The organism is Caulobacter segnis (assembly GCF_023935105.1).
GTDB lineage: Bacteria > Pseudomonadota > Alphaproteobacteria > Caulobacterales > Caulobacteraceae > Caulobacter > Caulobacter segnis_B.
Genome location: NZ_CP096040.1, coordinates 3,720,449 through 3,738,929, shown reverse-complemented (window position 1 = coordinate 3,738,929; position 18,481 = coordinate 3,720,449). Strand labels below are relative to the sequence as shown.

The window sequence follows — 18,481 nt, the reverse complement described above, 5'->3', positions numbered from 1 at the left end:
ATGGACGGCGAGATCCTGCGCGACCCGACCCGCCGCTTCCTGCTGAAGACCGGCGCGGCCACCGGCGGCGGTCTGCTGCTCAGCTTCACCATGGCCGCCGAGGGCGCCGCTGCCGGCGCGACCGAGGTCAACGCCTATGTCCGCATCGCGCCGGACGGCAAGGTTACGATCGCCTCGAAGGTCCCGGAGGTGGGGCAGGGGATCAAGACCTCGCTGCCGATGCTGATCGCCGAGGAGCTGGACGTCGACTGGTCGGCCGTGACGGTCGAGCAGGCCATCGCCGACACCAAGGTCTATGGTCGCCAGGTGGCCGGCGGCAGCATGGCCACGACGCTGGAATACGACGGCCTGCGCCGCGTCGGGGCCACGGTCCGGGCGCTGCTGATCCAGGCCGCCGCCGCGCGCTGGAGCGTTCCGGCCGACAGCTGCTCGACCGAGCGGGGCGTCGTGATCTCCGGCGCCCGCCGCGCGTCGTACGGCGAACTGGCCGAGGACGCGGCCAAGCTGACGCCGCCCGATCCCAAGACCCTGACCCTGAAGGACCCCAAGGCCTTCCGGATCATCGGCCAGAGCCACAAGAGCCAGAACCTCGACGCCATCACCACGGGCCAGCCGCTGTACGGCATCGACACGCGTCTGCCCGGCATGCTGTTCGCCACCTTCGCCAAGGCCCCGGTTTTCGGGGCCAAGGTCGCCTCGGTCGATCTGGCCCCGGCCAAGGCGGTCAAGGGCGTCAGGGACGCTTTCGTGATCGAGGGCGGGAGCAACCTTCAAGGGCTGCTGCCGGGCGTGGCGGTGGTCGCCACCAACTGGTGGGCGGCGCGCAAGGGCCGCGAGGCGCTGGACATCAAGTGGGCCGACCATCCGACCTCGGCCCAGAGCAGCGCCGCCTTCGAGGCCAAGGCCGCCGAACTGGCCAAGGGCCCACCGCAGCGCGTGGATCGCGCCGATGGCGACGTCGACGCCGCCCTGAAGAGCGCGGCCAAGACCGTCAGCGCGACCTACAGCTACCCCTTCATCGCCCACGCGCCTCTGGAGCCGCAGAACTGCACGGCGTGGGTCAAGGACGGCAAGGTCGAGATCTGGGCCCCGACCCAGAACCCCGAGCCCGGCCGCCGGCTGGTCGCCGCCGCGCTGAACGTGCCGGAAGAGGCGATCACCATCCACCTGATCCGCGGCGGCGGCGGCTTCGGCCGACGCCTGAACAACGACTACATGGTCGAGGCCGCCGCCATCGCCGCCAAGGCGGGCGCGCCGGTCCAGCTGATCTGGACGCGCGAGGACGACATCCAGCACGACTTCTATCGGCCCGGCGGCTGGCACAACCTGACCGCCGGCCTGGACGCCTCGGGCAAGGTCACGGCCTGGAACGACCACTTCGTCAGCTTCGGCGAGGGGACCAACTTTGCCCCCAGCGCTGGCTTCAACGCTACCCAGTTCCCGTGCCGAGCGCTGGACAACTATCGCGTCCAGGTGTCGGTGATGCCGTTGGGCGCGCCGACCGGGCCGTTGCGGGCGCCGGGCAACAACGCCTTCGGCTTCGTGCTGCAGAGCTTCACCGACGAGGTGGCCATCGCCGCCGGCAAGGACCCGATCGCCTTCCGCCGCGAACTGCTGGGCGAGCCGCGCCTGCTGGGCGCGGCGACCGAGCGCGACAGCTTCCACACCGGCCGTATGCGGGGCGTGCTGGACCTGGTCGCCGAGACGTCGGGCTGGGGCCGCGAGCTGCCCAAGGCCTCGGGTCTGGGCGTGGCTTGCCACTACAGCCACATGGGCTATGTGGCTGTGGTCGTGCAGGTGACCGTCAAGGACGGCGCGATCAAGGTCGACAAGGCCTGGGCCGCCGTCGACTGCGGCCGCCAGATCATCAACCCCAAGGGCGCCGAGCAGCAGGTCCAGGGTTCGGTCCTGGACGCGATCGGCGCGGCCCTGCACCAGCAGATCACCTTCGAGGGCGGGGCGACGCAACAGAGCAACTTCGGCGACTTCCCCCTGCTGCGCATGGCCGACGCCTTCGACGTCGAGGTCCGCTTCAAGCTGTCGGACAACAACCCGACGGGCCTGGGCGAGCCGGCCTATCCGCCCGCACCGGCGGCGCTGTGCAACGCCATCTTCGCCGCCACGGGCAAGCGCATCCGATCCTTGCCGGTCGGCGACCAACTGGCTTGATTTCGAGGGGGCATGCTAGGAGCGTGACGGTACGCTCTTAGCAGGTCTCTCCCATGCCCCAGGTCACCGTCGTTAGCCATCCGCTTGTCCAGCACAAGCTGACCCTGATGCGGGACAAGCGAACCTCGACCAAGACCTTCCGCGCCCTGATGCGCGAGGTCGCGACCCTGATCTGCTACGAGATCACCCGCGACCTGCCGATGGACGCGGTGCAGATCGAGACGCCCGTCGCCCCGACCACGGCCTACGAGATTGCCGGCAAGAAGCTGGTGTTCGCTCCGATCCTGCGGGCGGGCTTGGGCATGTGCGAGGGCATGCTGGACCTGGTCCCGTCGGCGCGCGTGGCCCACATCGGCCTCTATCGCGACCACGATACGCTGGAAGCCGTCGAATACTACTTCAAGGCGCCCGAGGACATCGCCGGCCGCCTGGTCATCGTCGTCGATCCGATGCTGGCCACCGGCCACTCGGCCATCGCCGCCATCTCGCGTCTCAAGCACTACGGCGTCACCAATCTGCGGTTCGTCTGCCTGCTGGCCGCCCAGCCTGGCGTTGACGCGTTGCGGGAAGCCCATCCAGACGTGCCGATCTGGACGGCGGCGGTCGACGCGGAATTGAACGCGCAAGGCTACATCGTGCCGGGCCTGGGCGACGCGGGCGACCGGACGTTCGGGACGCGGTAGGGCGATCCTGTACTCATCTTGATTGCCACGTGGAATGACGCCATATTCGTCAATCTGAGTGGCAGTGAACGAGAGGGCATCGCCATGGGCTTGGCCAAATATGCCGACGACGGGTTCTTCGCGCCGCGCAAGATCGCCGACGTTCTTCGCACGACCAGCGAGGAGGTCGCCCGCACGGCGGGCCTGGGCCGAGATGCTGTCCAGCGCCAGGAGCGGTCGCGCTCGGCCAAGACCCAGCGCCGCCTCCGCGAGATGGTCGAGGTCATCAACAAGGTCGAGCCGCGCTTCGGCTCCGAACTGATCGCCTACGCATGGTATCGTTCCGAACCGCTGCCGGGCTTCTCTGGCCAGACGGCCATGCAGTTGGTTCGCGAGGGGCGCATCGACGAGGTGCTGGACTATGTCGACGCCGTCGACGCCGGCGTCCACGTCTGATCCGAATGTATCGGGGCCTCCTGTATCGCGCCCTGAACCCGGTCTATGCCCGCGAGCCGCTGTCCGGTCGCGGCGCGCAACTCTATGGCGGCCGATTCAATCCCAAGGGAACGCCGGCGCTCTATGCGTCGCTGACCGTCATGACGGCCCTGCGCGAAGCCAATCAGGTCGGGTCGTTGCAGCCCACGACCCTGGTTTCCTATGACGCCGAGGTCGAGCGGGTGTTCGACAGCCGCGACCCGACCGCCTTGGCCGCGCACGACATGGATGGCGACGCCTTGGGCGACGCCGACTGGCGCGATCAGATGAAGGCGAAGGGCGAGGCCAGGACCCAGGCCTTCGCGCGGCGCCTGGCCGAGGCCGGTTATCAGGGCCTGCTGGTGCGAAGCTTCGCGCGAGGGGCCGGCGTCGACGACATGAACCTGGTTCTCTTCGCCTGGGGCTCTGGCTCGCCGTCGCGTCTGACCTTGATCGACGACGAGCAGCGGCTGGCCAGGCTCTAGTTCGGCAGCGCCTTGACGAACGCCTTCACCACGGTCGCGGAATTGTCCGAGGCCAGGGCCATGAAGGTGTGCATCTCGTTGGCGCCCGCGCCGCCGCCGGCCAGGTCCGAGAGGCTGCGGAAAGCGATGAAGGGCGTCTTGCCGACCAGGGCCACGTGCGCGACGGCGGCGCTTTCCATGTCGACCACGCGGGCGTCGAAGGTGGCGCGCAGGTATTTGCGGTAGGCGGCGTTGTCCAGGAACACCGGCGCCGAGACGCCGTTGCCGCCGACCACCACCTTGGGCGGATGGACCAGGCACTTGTCGGCCGCGCAGCGCTGCAAGGCGACCTCGGCGGCGACCTTGCGGGCGGTGTCCAGCAGGGCCGGATCGGCCGGGAACCAGACGCGGGCCGGCGCGCCCAGCGGGTCGCCTGGCATGTGGATCCCACGCGGGAAGATCATGCCGTAGTTGGCCAGAGCGGTGGTCCGGATGCTGGGGGCGACGTCGAAGCCCTTGTCGGTCTCGCGGGCGAAGGCGCTCTCCAGGTTCTGGGCCCATTGGTCGGCCACGACGACGTCGCCGATGTCCAGGCGCTCGTCGACGCCGCCGGCGATGCCGGAAAAGACGATGCGGGTGATGTTGAACCGGTCCAGCGCCATCTGGGTGGTCATGGCCGCGTTGACCATGGAGACGCCGCTGAGGAACACCACGACCGGCTTGCCCTCCAGCTGGCCGGTCATGAAGGTCACGCCGTTGACGTCATAGGTCTTCTGCTGGCTGGTCGCCGCGTTCAGGGCGACGATTTCGGGCGGGAAGGCCGAGATGACGGCGACGCGCGGCGTCTCGTCCAGACGCTGGGCCAACGCCGGCGAAACGAGGATCGGCGAAACGATCAGGCACAGCAGGGCCAGGACGAAAGTGGGCAGGCGCATGGCGACTCCTTGGCGCGAGGCCCTTGCTTAGCCGTGGCGGGGTCCTCGCCCAAGGCCGATGCGGGCTGGACGCGCGGGTTTTCGTCGTTCGCCTGGGGTTTGATCTTCGTCCCCTGGCTTCAGGGCCGCCGGACGATCTCACCGCCCTTCATCACGAACATGATGTCGCGCGTCGCCTCGATCGCCCGGGTGGGGTCGCCCCTGACGGCCACGATGTCGGCGAGGTAGCCGGGCTTCAGCTGGCCAAGATCGCCCGACCGGCCCAGCACCTTGGCGTCGACGGCCGTTGCGGCCAGCAGGGCCTGGGCTGGGCTCATGCCGTCCTTGACCAGCCAGACCAGCTCTCGGGCGTTGTCGCCGTGCCGGAAGACGCCGACGTCGCTGCCCATGCCGATGGTGACGCTGTTCTTCATCGCCAGCTTGAAGGCGCGCTCGGCGTTGGTCATCGCGGCCGTCGGCGGCGTCTTGCCGGCGACATAGCCGCCGAAATAGGTCGACGTGCTCTCGACCGCCGTCAGGGTGGGGAAGAACACGACGCCCTTGTCGGCCATCAGCTTGAAGGTCGCGTCGCTGCCGCCATAGCCATGCTCGATGGTGTCGACCCCGGCCAGCACCGCCCGGCGCATGCCCTCGTCGCTGGAAGCGTGGGCCGAGACCGGCCGGCCGCTGGAATGGGCGGTGTCGACCAGCGCCTTCAGTTCCTCGATCGAGAAAGTGGGCTGCGTGGAGCCATCGGGGCCAACCCGGTAGTCGGCATAGACCTTGATCCAGTCGGCCCCGGCGCCGGCCTGTTCGCGCACGGCCTTGATCACCTCGGGCACGCCGCTGGCCTCCTGCGCGCCTTGCGGCAGCTCGGCCTCGGGATTGTAGTTCCGGCGGGCGGGGCCATAGGCGCCGGTGGCCACGATCGCCTTGGTCGCCACGAACAGGCGCGGACCCGGGATCAGGCCGTCGTTGATCGCCTTCTTCAGCGGGACGTCCGCCGCGCCGACGCCCTCGGTGCCCAGGTCGCGCAGGGTGGTGAAGCCGGCCTCCAGCGTCGCCTTGGCCTGCACCGCCGCGCGCAGGGTGCGGTAGGTCGGCGTCTCCTTCAGCACCTGATCATCCCAAAGGGTCTCGTTGTAGGGATGCAGGAAGAGATGGCTGTGCAGGTCCATCAGGCCCGGGATCATGGTGGCGCCGGGCAGGTCGACGACCTCGGCGCCCGTCGGATCGATCTGAGACACCGGGCCAACGGCGGCGATCCTACCGTCCTTGACCAGCACCGCCCAGCCCTCGCGCGGCGGGCCGGCGTTCTCGGCGGTCCACACACGGTCGGGCTTGAGCAGGATCGGGGAGGCGGCCGCCGCCAGACCGGGCGTCAGGATCAGGGCGAGGGCGGCAAGCAGGCGGCGCATGGTGGTGACTCGCGATGGAACACCGCCAGCTAAGCCGAAAACCGCCTCAGACGCCAAAGCGCAGGTGGATTAGCGGGTAGGGGCGTCCCTGGCCGTCGGTCGCCGACCAGCCCGTCCGCTCGAACCCCATGTGCTCGTAGAAGCCCACGGCCTGGTCGTTCTGCGCGTTGACGTCGGTGGTCAGGACCGGGTGAACGGCCAGGGCATAGTCGATCAGGATCGCGCCGACGCCCGCGCCGCGATGCTCGGGATCGATGAACAGCGCTTCCATGTGGCCGTTGTTGATCAGCATGAAGCCCAGCGGCCGATCACGGTCGTCGACGGCCAGCATCAGCGGCGCGCTCGGCAGGAAGGCCTCGACCTCGCGACCGATCGCGGCGCGATCCTCGGGCGCCAGGAAGTCATGGGTGGCGTCGACGGCGGCCGCCCAGATCTGGACGACGCGCTGGCCGTCGTCCGGGCGGGAAGGGCGGAGCTTGATCATGCCGTGTCGGTAGAGGATCGGGGCGCAAAGAAAAAGGCCGGGGGAGCCCCCGGCCTTCCGCTGATCGATGATCGCGTCCGCTCAGATTTCCTGGTTGTACTTGCCCACGCGGTCGCCCAGGCGCGGCTTCACTTCCTGGCGGAAGAGGGCGCGCATGTCGTCCTCGGACTGGGTGCTCTCGACCACGACCACCACCTCGGGCTTGTTGGACGAGGCGCGGACCAGGACCCACGAGCCGTCTTCCAGGTGGACGCGCACGCCGTTGACGGTGATCACCTCGGTGATCTTGCGGCCCAGGATCGCGCCGCCGGCGGCGAACAGGTCCTCGTATTCCTTCACCACGTCGGCGACGACGCCGTACTTCACCTCGTCACCGCAGTGCGGGCTCATGGTCAGCGAGGTGAAGGCCACCGGCAGGGCCTTGCGCATGTCCGACAGCTTCACGCCCGGATTGCGGTCCAGCATGGCCAGGATGGCGGCCGCGGCGGTCAGGCCGCAGTCGTAGCCGTAGCCCAGCTCGCCGTTCATGAAGAAGTGGCCGCTCTTCTCGAAGCCGGCCAGGGCGCCCAGCTCGGCGCTCTTGCGCTTGATGTAGCTGTGGCCGGTCTTCCAATAGATCACCTTGCAGCCGTGCTGCTGCAGGATCGGGTCGGTGGCGTAAAGGCCGGTCGACTTGACGTCCACGACGAAGGTCGCGCCGGGATGCAGCGGGGCCAGATCGCGGGCCAGCATCAGGCCGATCTTGTCGGCGAAGATCTCCTCGCCCTCGTCATCGACGACGCCGCAGCGGTCGCCGTCGCCGTCGAAACCGAAGGCCAAGTCGGCCTTGGTCTCACGCACGGCATGGGCCATGGCGTGCAGCATTTCGGCGTCTTCGGGGTTGGGATTGTACTTGGGGAAGGTGAAGTCCAGGTCGGTGTCCATCGGCACGACCTCGGCCACGCCCATCTTCTCCAGCGCCTCGACCACGAAGGCGCCGGCCGTGCCGTTGCCGCAGGCGGCGATGACCTTCAGGGGGCGAGTGATGCTGGCGCGCTTGGCCACGTCATCGATGTAGCGCTGGGCTTCGCCTTGCACCCGGATCAGCTTACCCCCGTCGCGCTCGACGAACTGCGCGCCCAGGACGATCGCCTTCAGGCGGCTCATCTCGTCGGGACCGAAGGTCAGCGGCTTCTGGGCGCCCATCTTCACGCCGGTCCAGCCATTCTCGTTGTGGCTGGCGGTGACCATGGCCACGCAGGGGATGTCGAGGTCGAACTGGGCGAAATAGGCGGTGGGCGACAGGGCCAGGCCGATGTCGTGAACCTCGCAGCCGGCGCCGATCAGGCCCAGGATCAGGGCGTTCTTGATCGAGGTGGAATACGAGCGGAAGTCATGGCCGACGACGATCTTCGATTGGCCCAGCTCGTGGATATAGGTCCCGAGACCCAGGCCCAGGGCCTGGACGCCCAGCAGGTTGATCTCGGGGCCGAACAGCCAGCGGGCGTCGTACTCGCGGAACCCGGTCGACTTGACCAGCGGTTCGTTTTCATACGCGGCGGTATTCGCAACGAGATCGGCGCGGGGCGCGGAGAACATCGAAAGCTCGCTTCAGTTGAGATGGTGTCGCTTTAGCCGCGCGAAGCCCGCACGGCTAGCGCGATCACATGACAAAGTTCGGTAAATTCGAATGTGACTTAGAGCACGGCAGGCAAAAGCGTGCGTCCGCCCGTTCCGAGCCTATCAAGCCCAGGTCTCAGATCACGCCGGCGCGAAGCAGGTCGTGGACATGCAGGACGCCCACCGGACGCTCGGCCTCGACCACGAACAGCACCGTGATGCGCCGCTCGTTCATCACCTTCAGGGCTTCGGCCGCCAAAGCACTCGGGGCAATGGTCAGCGGGCCACGGGTCATGACCTGGCCGGCGGTGTGGGTCAGCAGGCCGTCCATGTGCCGGCGCAGGTCGCCGTCGGTGATCAGGCCGGCCAGACGACCTTCGGCGTCGACGACGCCGACCGCGCCGAAACGCTTCTCGCTCATCACGAGCAGGGCGGCGGGCATCGCCGCGTCGGCGGCGATCAGCGGCAGCTCGTCCTCGCCATGCATCAGATCGGCGACCGTGCGGAGCATCGCGCCCAGCTTGCCGCCAGGGTGGAAGACGCGGAAGTCGCTGGCCGTGAAGCCGCGTCGCTCCAGCAAAGCCACGGCGATGGCGTCGCCCAGGGCGATCTGCAGGGTGGTCGAGGTGGTCGGCGCGTTGACTTCCGCCGTGGCTTCCGGCGCGTCGGGCAGCAGCAGCACGATGTCGCCGCCGCGTCCCAGCTGACTGTCCTCGAAGGCGGTCATGGCCACCAGCGGGATCGAGAACCGCTTGGCGTAAGCGATGACGTCGGATAGCTCGCGCGCCTCGCCCGACTTGGACAGGGCCAGGATCACATCGTCCGGCCCGATCATGCCGAGGTCGCCGTGCGAGGCCTCGGCCGGATGGACGAACATGGCCTGGGCGCCGGTCGAGGCCAGGGTAGCGGCGATCTTGCGCGCCACGTGGCCGGACTTGCCCATGCCGGTGCAGACGATCCGGCCCTTGGCGTTGAACATCGTCTCGACGGCCTGGACGAAGGCCTTGCCCAGCGACTCGGAGAGGCTGGTCAGGGCCTCGGCCTCGATGCTCAGCACGCGGCGGCCGACGGCAACGGCGTCGAAAGCGCTCATTGGGATTGCTGGTTCGAGGCGTCGGCGGCCTTCTTGGCCGCCTCGTCGCGACGGGTGGCCGCGTCCTTCTCCCGCTGGATCCTGGCCTTCATCTCGGGGGTCTGCTGCTCGGGCGTGTGGCCGAACGGTCCCCAGGAGCGGTCGCCCTGACCTTGCGGCCAGACGAGCGAGAAGGTGATCAGGGCCAGGGCGATCAGCCCCATCAGCGGCATGAAGATGCGATCAGGCATGGCCCGCCTATAGCACGGCCTTTGAGGCGGGGGAGAGGCGATCGCGGCATCGGTGCTTGACGCTGCCGCCGCCTGGCCTTAGCCCGCGCCTGACATTCGCCCGATCTACGAAGGAAGCCCGATGCCGACGCTCGTCCTGCTCCGCCATGGCCAAAGCCAGTGGAACCTGGAAAATCGCTTCACGGGCTGGGTCGATGTCGACCTGACCGCCGAGGGCGAAGCCCAGGCCAAGAAGGGCGGCGAGCTGATCGCGGCGGCCGGCATCCAGATCGACCATCTGTTCACCTCGGTCCAGACCCGCGCCATCCGCACGGGCAACCTGGCCCTGGACGCCGCCAAGCAGAGCTTCGTGCCGGTGACCAAGGACTGGCGCCTGAACGAGCGCCACTACGGCGGCCTGACGGGTCTGAACAAGGCCGAGACCGCCGAGAAGCACGGCGTCGAGCAGGTCACCATCTGGCGCCGGTCGTACGACATCCCGCCGCCGGAACTGGCCCCGGGCGGCGAGTACGACTTCAGCAAGGACCGTCGCTACAAGGGCGCGAGCCTGCCGTCGACCGAGAGCCTGGCCACCACCCTGGTCCGCGTGCTGCCGTACTGGGAAAGCGACATCGCTCCCCATCTGAAGGCCGGTGAGACCCTGCTGATCGCGGCCCACGGCAACTCGCTGCGCGCCATCGTCAAGCACTTGTTCAACGTGCCGGACGACAAGATCGTCGGCGTCGAGATTCCGACGGGCAACCCGCTGGTCATCGAGCTGGACGCCAATCTGAAGCCCACCAGCGCGCGCTATCTAGACGCAAGCCGGGCCGAGGCTCTACCGGAAGTCGGTTAACCTCCAAGCTTAACCGGAAGCTGTTGGAAACACGGCGTTAATTTTGATCTGTGCATGGTGATCCCTCACTCTGGGATTCCATGCGAACCATGAGCGCCGCCGCGCCGACGTCACAGGACTACAAGCGTCTGACGCAGCAGGACGTCGACGTCATCTGCGCCAAGCACGATCGCCTGTGGTCGGCCCGGTTGGGCGGCGCGCGCGCCGTCTTCGCCTTCTGCGATATCTCCGGCCTGTCGCTGACCGGCCGGAACCTCTGCGACGCCGATTTCACCGGCGCGCTCTTGGTCGGTTGCGACCTGCGCAAGACCAAGCTGGACAACGCCAACTGCTACGGCGCCGACATGCAGGGGGCGGACCTGACGGACGCCAGCTTGCGCCGCGCCGACCTGCGCGGCTCCAGCCTGCGGGGCGCCAACCTGACCGGCGCCGACATGTTCGAGGCCGACCTGCGCGAAGGCACGATCGCCGCCGCCGACCGCAAGGAAGGCTACAAGGTCATCGAGCTGACCCAGCGCGAGGCCTACGCTTCCAGCACCAACCTTTCGGGCGCCAATCTCGAGCGCTCGCGCCTGTCGGGGATCGTCGCCACCAAGGCCGACTTCAGCGACGCGATCCTCAAGGACGCCAAGCTGGTGCGCGCGAACCTCAAGCAGGCCAATTTCAACGGCGCCAACCTGGCCGGCGCCGACCTGTCTGGTGCGAACCTGACGGGCGCTGATCTGCGCAACACCGTTCTGGTCGGCGTCAAGACCATGTCGTGGAACATCAACGACACCAACATGGAAGGCGCCCTGACCGACAAGCCGTCGGGCAAGAGCGTCTCGGACCTGCCCTACGAGCAGATGATCGCCGACCACGCACGCTGGATCGATACGGGCGGGGTCGAAGGCAAGCCGTCGGTGTTCGACAAGGCCGACCTGCGTAACCTGCGCTCGATCCGCGGCTATAACCTGACGGCCCTCTCGGCTAAGGGAGCGGTGTTCTACGGCCTCGACATGGAAGGCGTGCAGATGCAGGGCGCCCAGCTGGAGGGGGCGGACCTGCGGGCGTGCAACCTGCGCCGCGCCGACCTGCGCGGGGCGCGGCTGAAAGGCGCCAAGCTGGCGGGCTCGGATCTGCGCGACGCCCAGCTGGGCCCGTTGCTGATCGCCGCCGACCGGGTGCTGCCCGCCGACCTGACCGGGGCCATCCTGGCCAACGCCGATCTGGCCCGCGCCGACCTGCGCCAGGCCCGCCTGACCGGGGCGGACATCTCGCGCGCCAACTTCACCGGCGCCCAACTGCGCGACATCGACCTGACGGGCGTGATCCGCCTGGGCGCGCGCGGCCTTGAAGACGTGATCTGAGAATTTCGCGACAAACGGACGCAGGCTTAACGGTTCGCTCGTCCTACCCCGCTACGATCCCCGCAACTGATAAAAGAACACCACGGGGAACAGCGTTATGAACGCCGCGCAAAGCGTGGCCGGGCGTCGTCGCCTGAGCCAAGCCGAGCTCGACATGATCGTAACGGCGCACGAGAAATTCGTTACCGGCAAGCAGGGCGGCAAGCGGGCGTCTCTACGCTTCTTGCAGCTGTCGGGCCTTGATCTGTCGTTCCGGAACCTGACCGACGCGGACCTGTCCGCCTCGATCCTGGAAGGCTGCCGCATGGTCCGCACCAAGCTGGATCGCGCCAACCTGTTCGGCAGCGACCTGCGCAAGAGCGACATGCGCCAGGCCTCCCTGGTCCGCGCCGACCTGCGCGGCGCCTGCCTGCGCGGCGCCAACCTGGCCCAGGCGGATCTGACCCAGGCCGACTTCCGCGAAGGCCAGGTCGCCATTCCGCATCCTCGCAAGGGTCTCGACACCCTGCGCCACGAGACGCGCCAGGGCGAGGTCGACGAGGTCAACTTCTCGGGCGCCACCCTGGACGGTTCGCAGTTCGAGGGCGTCTCGGCCTTCAAGGCTGACTTCAGCGACTGCTCGCTACGCGGCGCCAAGCTGTCGGGCGCCAATCTCAAGGAAGCCAATCTGGTCGGGGCGATCCTCGACGGGGCCGACGTCAAGGGGGCGAACCTGGAGGGGGCGAACCTCTCCGGCGCGGTGATGGCCAATGTCGACACCTCGACCGCTCGCGTTGGCGGGGCCACCCTGGACGGCGCTTTGAGGACCTCGACGCGCGAGGCTCAGGCCAAGGCGCGGGACCTCTATCAACGCTGCCTCGACAATCAGCGCTGGTGCCAGACCGGCGGCAAGGAAGGGGCGGCCGCCCGCCTGGACGGCGAAGACCTGCGGCCGCTGGGCGACAAGCTGAAGGGTCTGCGCCTGACGGCCATGAGCGCCAAGGGCGCCTGCATGGTCGGCCTTGACCTGTCGGGCGCCCAACTGCAAGGCGCGAACCTGCAGGACGCCGACCTGCGCACGGCCAATCTGCGTGGCGCGGATCTGCGCGGCGCCAAGCTGACCGGCGCCAACCTGACCAAGGCGGATCTCCGCCAGGCCCTCCTGTCGCCGCTGCCGCTGGGACCCGATCGCCGCACGCGGGCCAGCCTCCAGTCGGCGCGGCTGCGCTACGCCCTGGTCCAGACGGCCGACCTCAGCGAGGCGATGCTGGACGGCGCGGACCTGCGCGGCGCGGACTTCACCGGCGCGCGCGTGGCCAAGGCCAGCTTCCGCGAGGTCGACCTGAACCAGGTCCAGGGCCTGGATCTCTCGATGCCCTGACACGAAAAAGGCGGCGCATCGCTGCGCCGCCCAAGTTCAGAGGGGATTAGGGGAGACTAAGAACAGAACCGCGGCTTAGGCGGCCTTTTCGCCTTCGATCAGCGGCGAAGCGCTCGACTTGATCTCCACGGTCCGGGGCTTCAGGGCCTCCGGCAGTTCACGCTTCAGCGCGATCGACAGCAGGCCGTTCGACAGATCGGCGTCGACCACGATGAGGTAGTCGGTCAGCTGGAATTTGCGCTCGAAGTTACGTTCGGCCAGGCCGCGATGCAGGTACTGCTTGGCCTCGTCATTGGCGGCCTTGCGGCCGGTGACGGTCAGCAGGTTTTCCTTCACCTCGACGTTCAGCTCTTCCGGCTTGAAGCCGGCTACCGCGATCTCGATGCGGTATTCGTTCTCGCCGGTGCGTTCGATGTTGTAGGGGGGATAGCCCGAGGCCGCTTCGTTACGGGCGGCGGCGTCCAGCTGGTCGGCGAGGCGGTCGAAGCCGACGAGCGAGCGGTACAGGGGCGAAAGGTCGATCGTACGCATAGGGTCAGATCCTTCTCATCAAGCAAGGTCTTTGAATGTTCGTCCCGTCGGCGACCCGAAATCGGCGTCGCCAGGTGGTCCGGAAGGCCCGGGTTTCCAGCGCCTTCGTGAAACTAGTTGGTGAGCTGATTTTCGCGTTCAAGGGCCGCCGAACCGAAAAATCTGAATCGTTTGACGCTCTCTCCGGCGCGGCTAAGGTCGCGGCCTCCGTCACGCCGAAGGACACGTCCCCCATGCCGCTTCGCCGCCACGTTCTGCTGCTCGCCGCCGCCCTGACCCTTTCCGCGCCCGCCGCCTTCGCCGCGACCGACCCGGCCCTGAAGGCCGCCGTCGCCTCGCCGACGCGTCCCGCCGGCGACGTGGCCCGCGACGGCGCGCGCCATCCCGTCGAGAGCCTGACCTTCTGGGGGCTGAAGCCCAAGCAGACCGTGATCGAGATCTCGCCCGGCGGCGGCTACTGGACCGAGATCCTGGCCCCGTACGCCAAGGCCACCGGCGGGACCTACGTCGCCGGCGTCGCCGATCTGTCGAACCCCAAACTGTCGGACGGCGCCAAGAAAGGCCGCGCCGACTTCGAGGCCCGGTTCGCAGATCCGGCCAAGTACGGCAAGCCGCAATTCGTCAACTTCGGCGCCCAGTCGGGGCCGCTGGGCGCGCCGGGCTCGGCCGACCTCGTCTTGACCGCCCGCAACGTCCACAACTGGACCCAGGTCCCAGGCATGGCCGACAAGGTGTTCGCCGACTTCTTCGCCGTGCTGAAGCCCGGCGGCGTCCTGGCGGTCGAGGACCATCGCGCCGATCCGCGTTCGGAGAAGGACGCCGGCGCCGACGGCTATCTGAACACCGCCACGGTGATCGCCCTGGCCGAGAAAGCCGGCTTCAAGCTGGACGCCAAGTCCGAGATCAACGCCAATCCCAAGGACACCAAGGACCATCCGTTCGGTGTCTGGACCCTGCCGCCGGTCAGGCGCACCGCGCCGGGCGGCCAGCCGGCCGATCCCAATTTCGACCGCGCCAAGTACGACGCGATCGGCGAGAGCGACCGCATGACCCTGCGCTTCCGGAAGCCGGCCTGACTTTGGTCAAGGTCGGAAGCCAAGTTGGCGTCGGCGTAGCGGGGGGATGATGGTTCCAGCTCAGTATTGGTCGCGGCGCGGGCTTCTGGCCGGCGCCGGCGCGCTCGGGCTTACCGCCTGCGGCAAGAAGAACGATCCCGCCAAGACCGAGACCAAGGCGGCCGAGAAGGCCGGATCCAGGACGATCGAGGCCGCCGTGGCCGGCGACTGGCGGTCGCCGGCCGATCGCGCGCGCGATATCTGGCGTCATCCCGTCGAGAGCCTGAAGTTCTGGGGGCTGGCGCCGGGCCAGACGGTGGTCGAGTTCTGGCCTGGCGCGGGCTGGTACGCCGACATCCTCGCGCCCTATCTGGCCGACACCAAGGGCAAGCTCTACGAGGCCGTGCTGCAGACCAACGACCCGTCCGATCCGGCCGCCGCCGAGATCGTCGAGGGTTTCCGACGCAAGCTGACCGAGAAGAAGAGGGTCTATGGCGAGGTGACCTTCACCGCCTTCGGGCCGACCAGCGGTCCGGTCGCGCCGGCGGGGACGGCGGACCTGGTCCTCTTCCTGCGCAACCTGCACAACTGGATGGCCGGCGGCATCGCTGAGAAGGCGTTCAAGGACGCCCTGGCGGCCCTGAAGCCGGGGGGCGTCCTCGGCGTCGAGGAGCATCGCGGCGAACCCGGCGGCGTGCAGGACGTGCTGGCGGCCGACGGCTACGTCCAGCAGGACTATGTGATCCAGATGGCCAAGGAGGCGGGGTTCATCCTGGCCGGGACCAGCGAGATCAACGCCAATCCCAAGGACACCAAGGACCATCCGTTCGGCGTCTGGACCCTGCCGCCCACGCGCCTGTCGGCGCCGCGCGGCGAGCCGGCCGAGCCGGGCTTCGACCACGCCAAGTACGACGCCATCGGAGAGAGCGACCGCATGACCCTCAAGTTCGTGAAGCCGAAATGAGGCGGTCGCTTCCGCTGATCCTGGCCGGCGCCGTCCTGGCCGCGACCGCTGGTCCGGCCTTCGCCGAGAAGTCGGCCCAGGCGACCAAGGTCCTGCCGTTCCTGGACAAGTTCCTGAAGGTGCCGCCCGCCGAACGCTCGCGCCTGAAGCTGGCCTACGCGGTCCGTCACGATGGCCAGATGCTGCCGAACCTGAAGGCCGCGCTGGTGGAGCGCGGCGGCGCGCGCACGCCGCTTCCGGTCGACGGCGAGGGCTATTTCGAGCGCCTACCGACCCTGGCCCAGCTGGAGGGCGATCCGGCCATCGTGTTCGACGTGCCCGAGGGCTGGAAGATGGGCACGATGATGACCTTCGGCACCCAGCTGAAGCCGGCGCAGGACTACGACGCGCGCGAGCTGGCGGCGACGGTGGCCGAGGCCAACACCGTCATCGGCAAGGCGGCGGGCGTGGCGGCCTTCATGGCCCCGAAGATGACCGGCGTCGTCTTTCCAAAGGCCGAGAGCGGGGTGGTCGTCTTCGCCAATGGGCGTAGCGCGCCGCTGCCGAAGGCCCAGGAATTCCCTTATTTCCGGCCGGCCGACCACCAGGGCGCCGTACGGGTAAAGTTGACAAGAAGCCCGACTAAGGTGGCCTTCTATGACGGGAAGAAATAAGACCCTGGGTCGTCTGAACGCTGTTTACTTAACCGGGCGGCCCGGTCTAGCTATCCGCAACACCACATCGCGCAGAGGGAGATCGCGCTCATGGCCACTATTCAGGAAGTCACCGATCGCATCAAAGCCGCCGTCGGCGAAGACAGCGGTCTGGGCAAGAGCCTGAAGTTCGACCTGAAGGACGCTGGCGTCATCCACATCGACGGCGGCTCGGTGACGAACGAAGACAAGCCGGCCGACCTGACCATGACGCTCAGCCTGGACGACCTGCTGGCCATCGGCGCCGGCTCGCTGGATCCGACCATGGCCGTGATGACCGGCAAGCTGAAGCTGTCGGACATGGGCGCGGCCATGGCCCTGCAGCCCAAGATGGGCGCCCTGTTCGCCAAGATGCGCTAAGCCGAATGACGGGAGAATCGGCGCGTCTGGTCTCGATTCCCGAGGCGCTGGTTCCCGATCACGGCAAGGCCGAATGGTTTCGCGGCGCGGATGGGGCGACCCTCCGCGCCGCGACGTTTTTCCCGGAAGGCCCGACCAATTCTGGAAAGGCGCGGGGTTCGGTGGTGGTCAGCCCCGGACGCAGCGAGCCGATCGAGAAGTATTTCGAGGTCGTCGAGGACCTCCTGGGCCGCGGCTTCGCCGTGTTGCTGCATGATTGGCGAGGGCAGGGGCTTTCGGCCCGGGGCCTTCCCGATCGCCTGAAGGGCCACGCCCGCGGCTTCAAGACCTTCCTGTCCGACTACAAGGCGCTGCTCGATACGTTCGAGGCGCGCCTGCCCAAGCCGTGGATCGCGCTCAGCCACTCGATGGGCGGCTGTCTGACCATGCTGGCCCTGGCCCAGGGCGAGACGCGCTTCTCCGCCGCCGTGCTGTCCGCGCCGATGCTGGGCCTGAACAGCGGCGGCATCCCGCCCTGGATCGCCACGCCGCTGGCCTGGACGGTGTCTCGCGTCGGGATGGCGGGCGAATATGTGCAGGGCGGCCAGTACGATCCGCTGGCCCAGACCTTCGTCGGCGACGCCCTGACCCACGACGAGGCGCGCTATGATCGCTACCAGGCCCAGCTGCGGGCCGATCCAGAGATCGCCTTGGGCGGGATGACGTGGGGATGGGCCGACTTCGCCATCTCGGCCTGCGCCTGGCTTCGCCGGAGCAAGGGCGTGGAGCGGATCGGGGTCCCGGTGACCATTGTCGCCGCCGAGCTGGACAATCGCGTGCTCAACCCCGACCAGAAGGCGATCGCGGACCGCATGCCCAAGGGGCGCTATGTCGAGGTCCCTGGCGCGTTCCACGAGATCCTGATCGAGACAGACCCGCGCCGGGCGATCTTCTGGCGGGCCTTCGACGAGACGGTCGACCCCGTCGCGCCCAAGGAGCCGCTTATTTCGCCGAACGCCTCAGACTGACCAGGGCCTCGTCCAGCGGGCGGCGGTCGCCAGAGATGACCATCTGGCCGCCGTTCGGGCCGATGGGTTCGCCGCGCCAGTTGGTGACCAGGCCGCCGGCCCCTTCGACCACGGGGATGGCGGCCTCGATGTCCCAGGACTTCAGGCCAGCTTCGATCACCATGTCCATCTTGCCCATGGCGACCATGGCGTAGGCGTAGGCGTCGCAGCCCATCCGCGCCAGCTTGGAGGCCGCGCGAACCTGCAGCCAGGCGCCGCGCTCAGCCCCGTCGAAGCAGGCGTCCGCGTCCGTGGTGGCGATGACGGCGTCGTTGAGGTTGGCGCAGGCGCGCACGCGGATCGGCGTTTCCCCGCCGCGCGACAGCAGGCGCGAGCCGCCCGCGTGGCCCACGAAGACCTCGCCGACATAGGGCTGGCCGATGGAGCCCAGCACCGGCCGCCCCTGGTGGCGCAGGCCGATCAGGGTGGTCCACAGCGGCAGGCCTGAGATGAAGGCGCGGGTGCCGTCGATGGGATCGAGCACCCAGACGAATTCGGCGTCCGGGCGGTCCTCGCCGTATTCCTCGCCGATCACCCCGTGTTCGGGGAAGCGCTCGCTGATCAGCCGGCGGATGGCCGCCTCGGCGCCGCGATCGGCCTCGGTCACCGGATCGAACGCCGCGTGGGTGTCCCGCGGCAGGTTCTTGCCCGCCCCCTTGTCCTCCAGGCCGTGATCGGCCCGGAAGAGCGGCAGGATCACCTCCGCCGAAGCCCGGTTGAGGTCGATGATGAAGGCGTCGAGCGCCGTGAGCCGGTCAGCGGAAAGCGTCATGGGCGGGGTT

At 68.3% G+C, this 18,481-nt stretch carries 20 protein-coding genes; 12 read left to right on the top strand and 8 right to left on the bottom strand.

Annotation, left to right across the window (positions count from 1 at the left end):
- From MZV50_RS17535 to MZV50_RS17520, 4 genes are all read left to right on the top strand, one after another.
- Window positions 1–2,169 (top strand): xanthine dehydrogenase family protein molybdopterin-binding subunit, encoded by a 2,169-nt coding sequence (locus MZV50_RS17535; protein ID WP_252630584.1) that lies wholly within the window; start codon window positions 1–3, stop codon window positions 2,167–2,169.
- A 53-nt stretch (window positions 2,170–2,222) separates the two neighbouring features.
- Window positions 2,223–2,852, top strand: coding sequence for a uracil phosphoribosyltransferase (upp, locus tag MZV50_RS17530; protein ID WP_252630583.1), 630 nt, complete (start codon window positions 2,223–2,225; stop codon window positions 2,850–2,852).
- Between the two features lie 84 nt (window positions 2,853–2,936).
- On the top strand, window positions 2,937–3,287 hold the full coding sequence (locus MZV50_RS17525; RefSeq protein ID WP_252630582.1) for an MbcA/ParS/Xre antitoxin family protein: 351 nt from the start codon (window positions 2,937–2,939) through the stop codon (window positions 3,285–3,287).
- Between the two features lie 5 nt (window positions 3,288–3,292).
- Complete coding sequence (locus MZV50_RS17520; RefSeq protein WP_252630581.1) at window positions 3,293–3,790, top strand: RES family NAD+ phosphorylase; 498 nt, start codon at window positions 3,293–3,295, stop codon at window positions 3,788–3,790.
- On the opposite strand, the gene MZV50_RS17515 is transcribed toward MZV50_RS17520, so the two are convergent.
- From MZV50_RS17515 to MZV50_RS17490, 6 genes are all read right to left on the bottom strand, one after another.
- Entirely contained in the window at window positions 3,787–4,704 is a 918-nt protein-coding gene (locus MZV50_RS17515) for a 5'-methylthioadenosine/S-adenosylhomocysteine nucleosidase (protein WP_252630580.1), read from the bottom strand. The two genes, MZV50_RS17520 and MZV50_RS17515, sit on opposite strands and share 4 nt — an antisense overlap.
- 119 nt (window positions 4,705–4,823) lie before the next feature.
- The gene (locus MZV50_RS17510) at window positions 4,824–6,101 is read right to left on the bottom strand and encodes a metal-dependent hydrolase family protein (RefSeq protein ID WP_252630579.1); all 1,278 of its coding nucleotides are present in this window, start codon (window positions 6,099–6,101) and stop codon (window positions 4,824–4,826) included.
- Window positions 6,102–6,147: 46 nt separating this feature from the next.
- Window positions 6,148–6,585 (bottom strand): acetyltransferase, encoded by a 438-nt coding sequence (locus tag MZV50_RS17505; RefSeq protein ID WP_252630578.1) that lies wholly within the window; start codon window positions 6,583–6,585, stop codon window positions 6,148–6,150.
- An 81-nt stretch (window positions 6,586–6,666) separates the two neighbouring features.
- On the bottom strand, window positions 6,667–8,163 hold the full coding sequence (locus tag MZV50_RS17500) for a phosphomannomutase/phosphoglucomutase (RefSeq protein WP_252630577.1): 1,497 nt from the start codon (window positions 8,161–8,163) through the stop codon (window positions 6,667–6,669).
- Between the two features lie 157 nt (window positions 8,164–8,320).
- Window positions 8,321–9,277 (bottom strand): KpsF/GutQ family sugar-phosphate isomerase, encoded by a 957-nt coding sequence (locus MZV50_RS17495; protein WP_252630576.1) that lies wholly within the window; start codon window positions 9,275–9,277, stop codon window positions 8,321–8,323.
- On the bottom strand, window positions 9,274–9,489 hold the full coding sequence (locus MZV50_RS17490; RefSeq protein ID WP_252635270.1) for a hypothetical protein: 216 nt from the start codon (window positions 9,487–9,489) through the stop codon (window positions 9,274–9,276). The genes MZV50_RS17495 and MZV50_RS17490 overlap by 4 nt, the downstream gene beginning before the upstream one ends.
- A 139-nt stretch (window positions 9,490–9,628) precedes the next feature.
- On the opposite strand from MZV50_RS17490, the gene gpmA reads away from it, so the two are divergent.
- From gpmA to MZV50_RS17475, 3 genes are all read left to right on the top strand, one after another.
- Complete coding sequence (gene gpmA / locus MZV50_RS17485; protein WP_252630575.1) at window positions 9,629–10,342, top strand: 2,3-diphosphoglycerate-dependent phosphoglycerate mutase; 714 nt, start codon at window positions 9,629–9,631, stop codon at window positions 10,340–10,342.
- Window positions 10,343–10,431: 89 nt separating this feature from the next.
- On the top strand, window positions 10,432–11,691 hold the full coding sequence (locus MZV50_RS17480; RefSeq protein WP_252630574.1) for a pentapeptide repeat-containing protein: 1,260 nt from the start codon (window positions 10,432–10,434) through the stop codon (window positions 11,689–11,691).
- Between the two features lie 97 nt (window positions 11,692–11,788).
- Window positions 11,789–13,051, top strand: coding sequence for a pentapeptide repeat-containing protein (locus MZV50_RS17475; RefSeq protein ID WP_252630573.1), 1,263 nt, complete (start codon window positions 11,789–11,791; stop codon window positions 13,049–13,051).
- Window positions 13,052–13,126: 75 nt separating this feature from the next.
- On the opposite strand, the gene MZV50_RS17470 is transcribed toward MZV50_RS17475, so the two are convergent.
- Window positions 13,127–13,582 carry an Hsp20 family protein gene (locus MZV50_RS17470; RefSeq protein WP_252630572.1) on the bottom strand — a complete coding sequence of 152 codons (456 nt, stop codon included), beginning with the start codon at window positions 13,580–13,582 and terminating at the stop codon, window positions 13,127–13,129.
- A gap of 233 nt (window positions 13,583–13,815) precedes the next feature.
- Between MZV50_RS17470 and MZV50_RS17465 the strand changes: the two genes are divergently transcribed.
- The 5 genes from MZV50_RS17465 (at window position 13,816) to MZV50_RS17445 (ending at window position 17,660) form a co-directional block, all read left to right on the top strand.
- On the top strand, window positions 13,816–14,658 hold the full coding sequence (locus tag MZV50_RS17465) for a class I SAM-dependent methyltransferase (RefSeq protein WP_252630571.1): 843 nt from the start codon (window positions 13,816–13,818) through the stop codon (window positions 14,656–14,658).
- Window positions 14,659–14,704: 46 nt separating this feature from the next.
- Window positions 14,705–15,601 carry a class I SAM-dependent methyltransferase gene (locus MZV50_RS17460; RefSeq protein ID WP_252630570.1) on the top strand — a complete coding sequence of 299 codons (897 nt, stop codon included), beginning with the start codon at window positions 14,705–14,707 and terminating at the stop codon, window positions 15,599–15,601.
- A complete protein-coding gene (locus MZV50_RS17455; RefSeq protein ID WP_252630569.1) occupies window positions 15,598–16,254 on the top strand; it encodes a DUF2987 domain-containing protein in 657 nt (218 codons plus the stop codon). Before MZV50_RS17460 ends, MZV50_RS17455 begins: the two co-directional genes overlap by 4 nt.
- A 90-nt stretch (window positions 16,255–16,344) precedes the next feature.
- Window positions 16,345–16,653 (top strand): SCP2 sterol-binding domain-containing protein, encoded by a 309-nt coding sequence (locus MZV50_RS17450; protein ID WP_252630568.1) that lies wholly within the window; start codon window positions 16,345–16,347, stop codon window positions 16,651–16,653.
- Between the two features lie 5 nt (window positions 16,654–16,658).
- The gene (locus tag MZV50_RS17445; protein WP_252630567.1) at window positions 16,659–17,660 is read left to right on the top strand and encodes an alpha/beta fold hydrolase; all 1,002 of its coding nucleotides are present in this window, start codon (window positions 16,659–16,661) and stop codon (window positions 17,658–17,660) included.
- Here the strand turns inward: MZV50_RS17445 and hisN are convergent.
- Window positions 17,635–18,471: a histidinol-phosphatase gene (gene hisN / locus MZV50_RS17440; RefSeq protein ID WP_252630566.1), complete on the bottom strand. Its 837-nt coding sequence runs from the start codon at window positions 18,469–18,471 to the stop codon at window positions 17,635–17,637. The two genes, MZV50_RS17445 and hisN, sit on opposite strands and share 26 nt — an antisense overlap.
- Window positions 18,472–18,481: the final 10 nt, after the last annotated feature.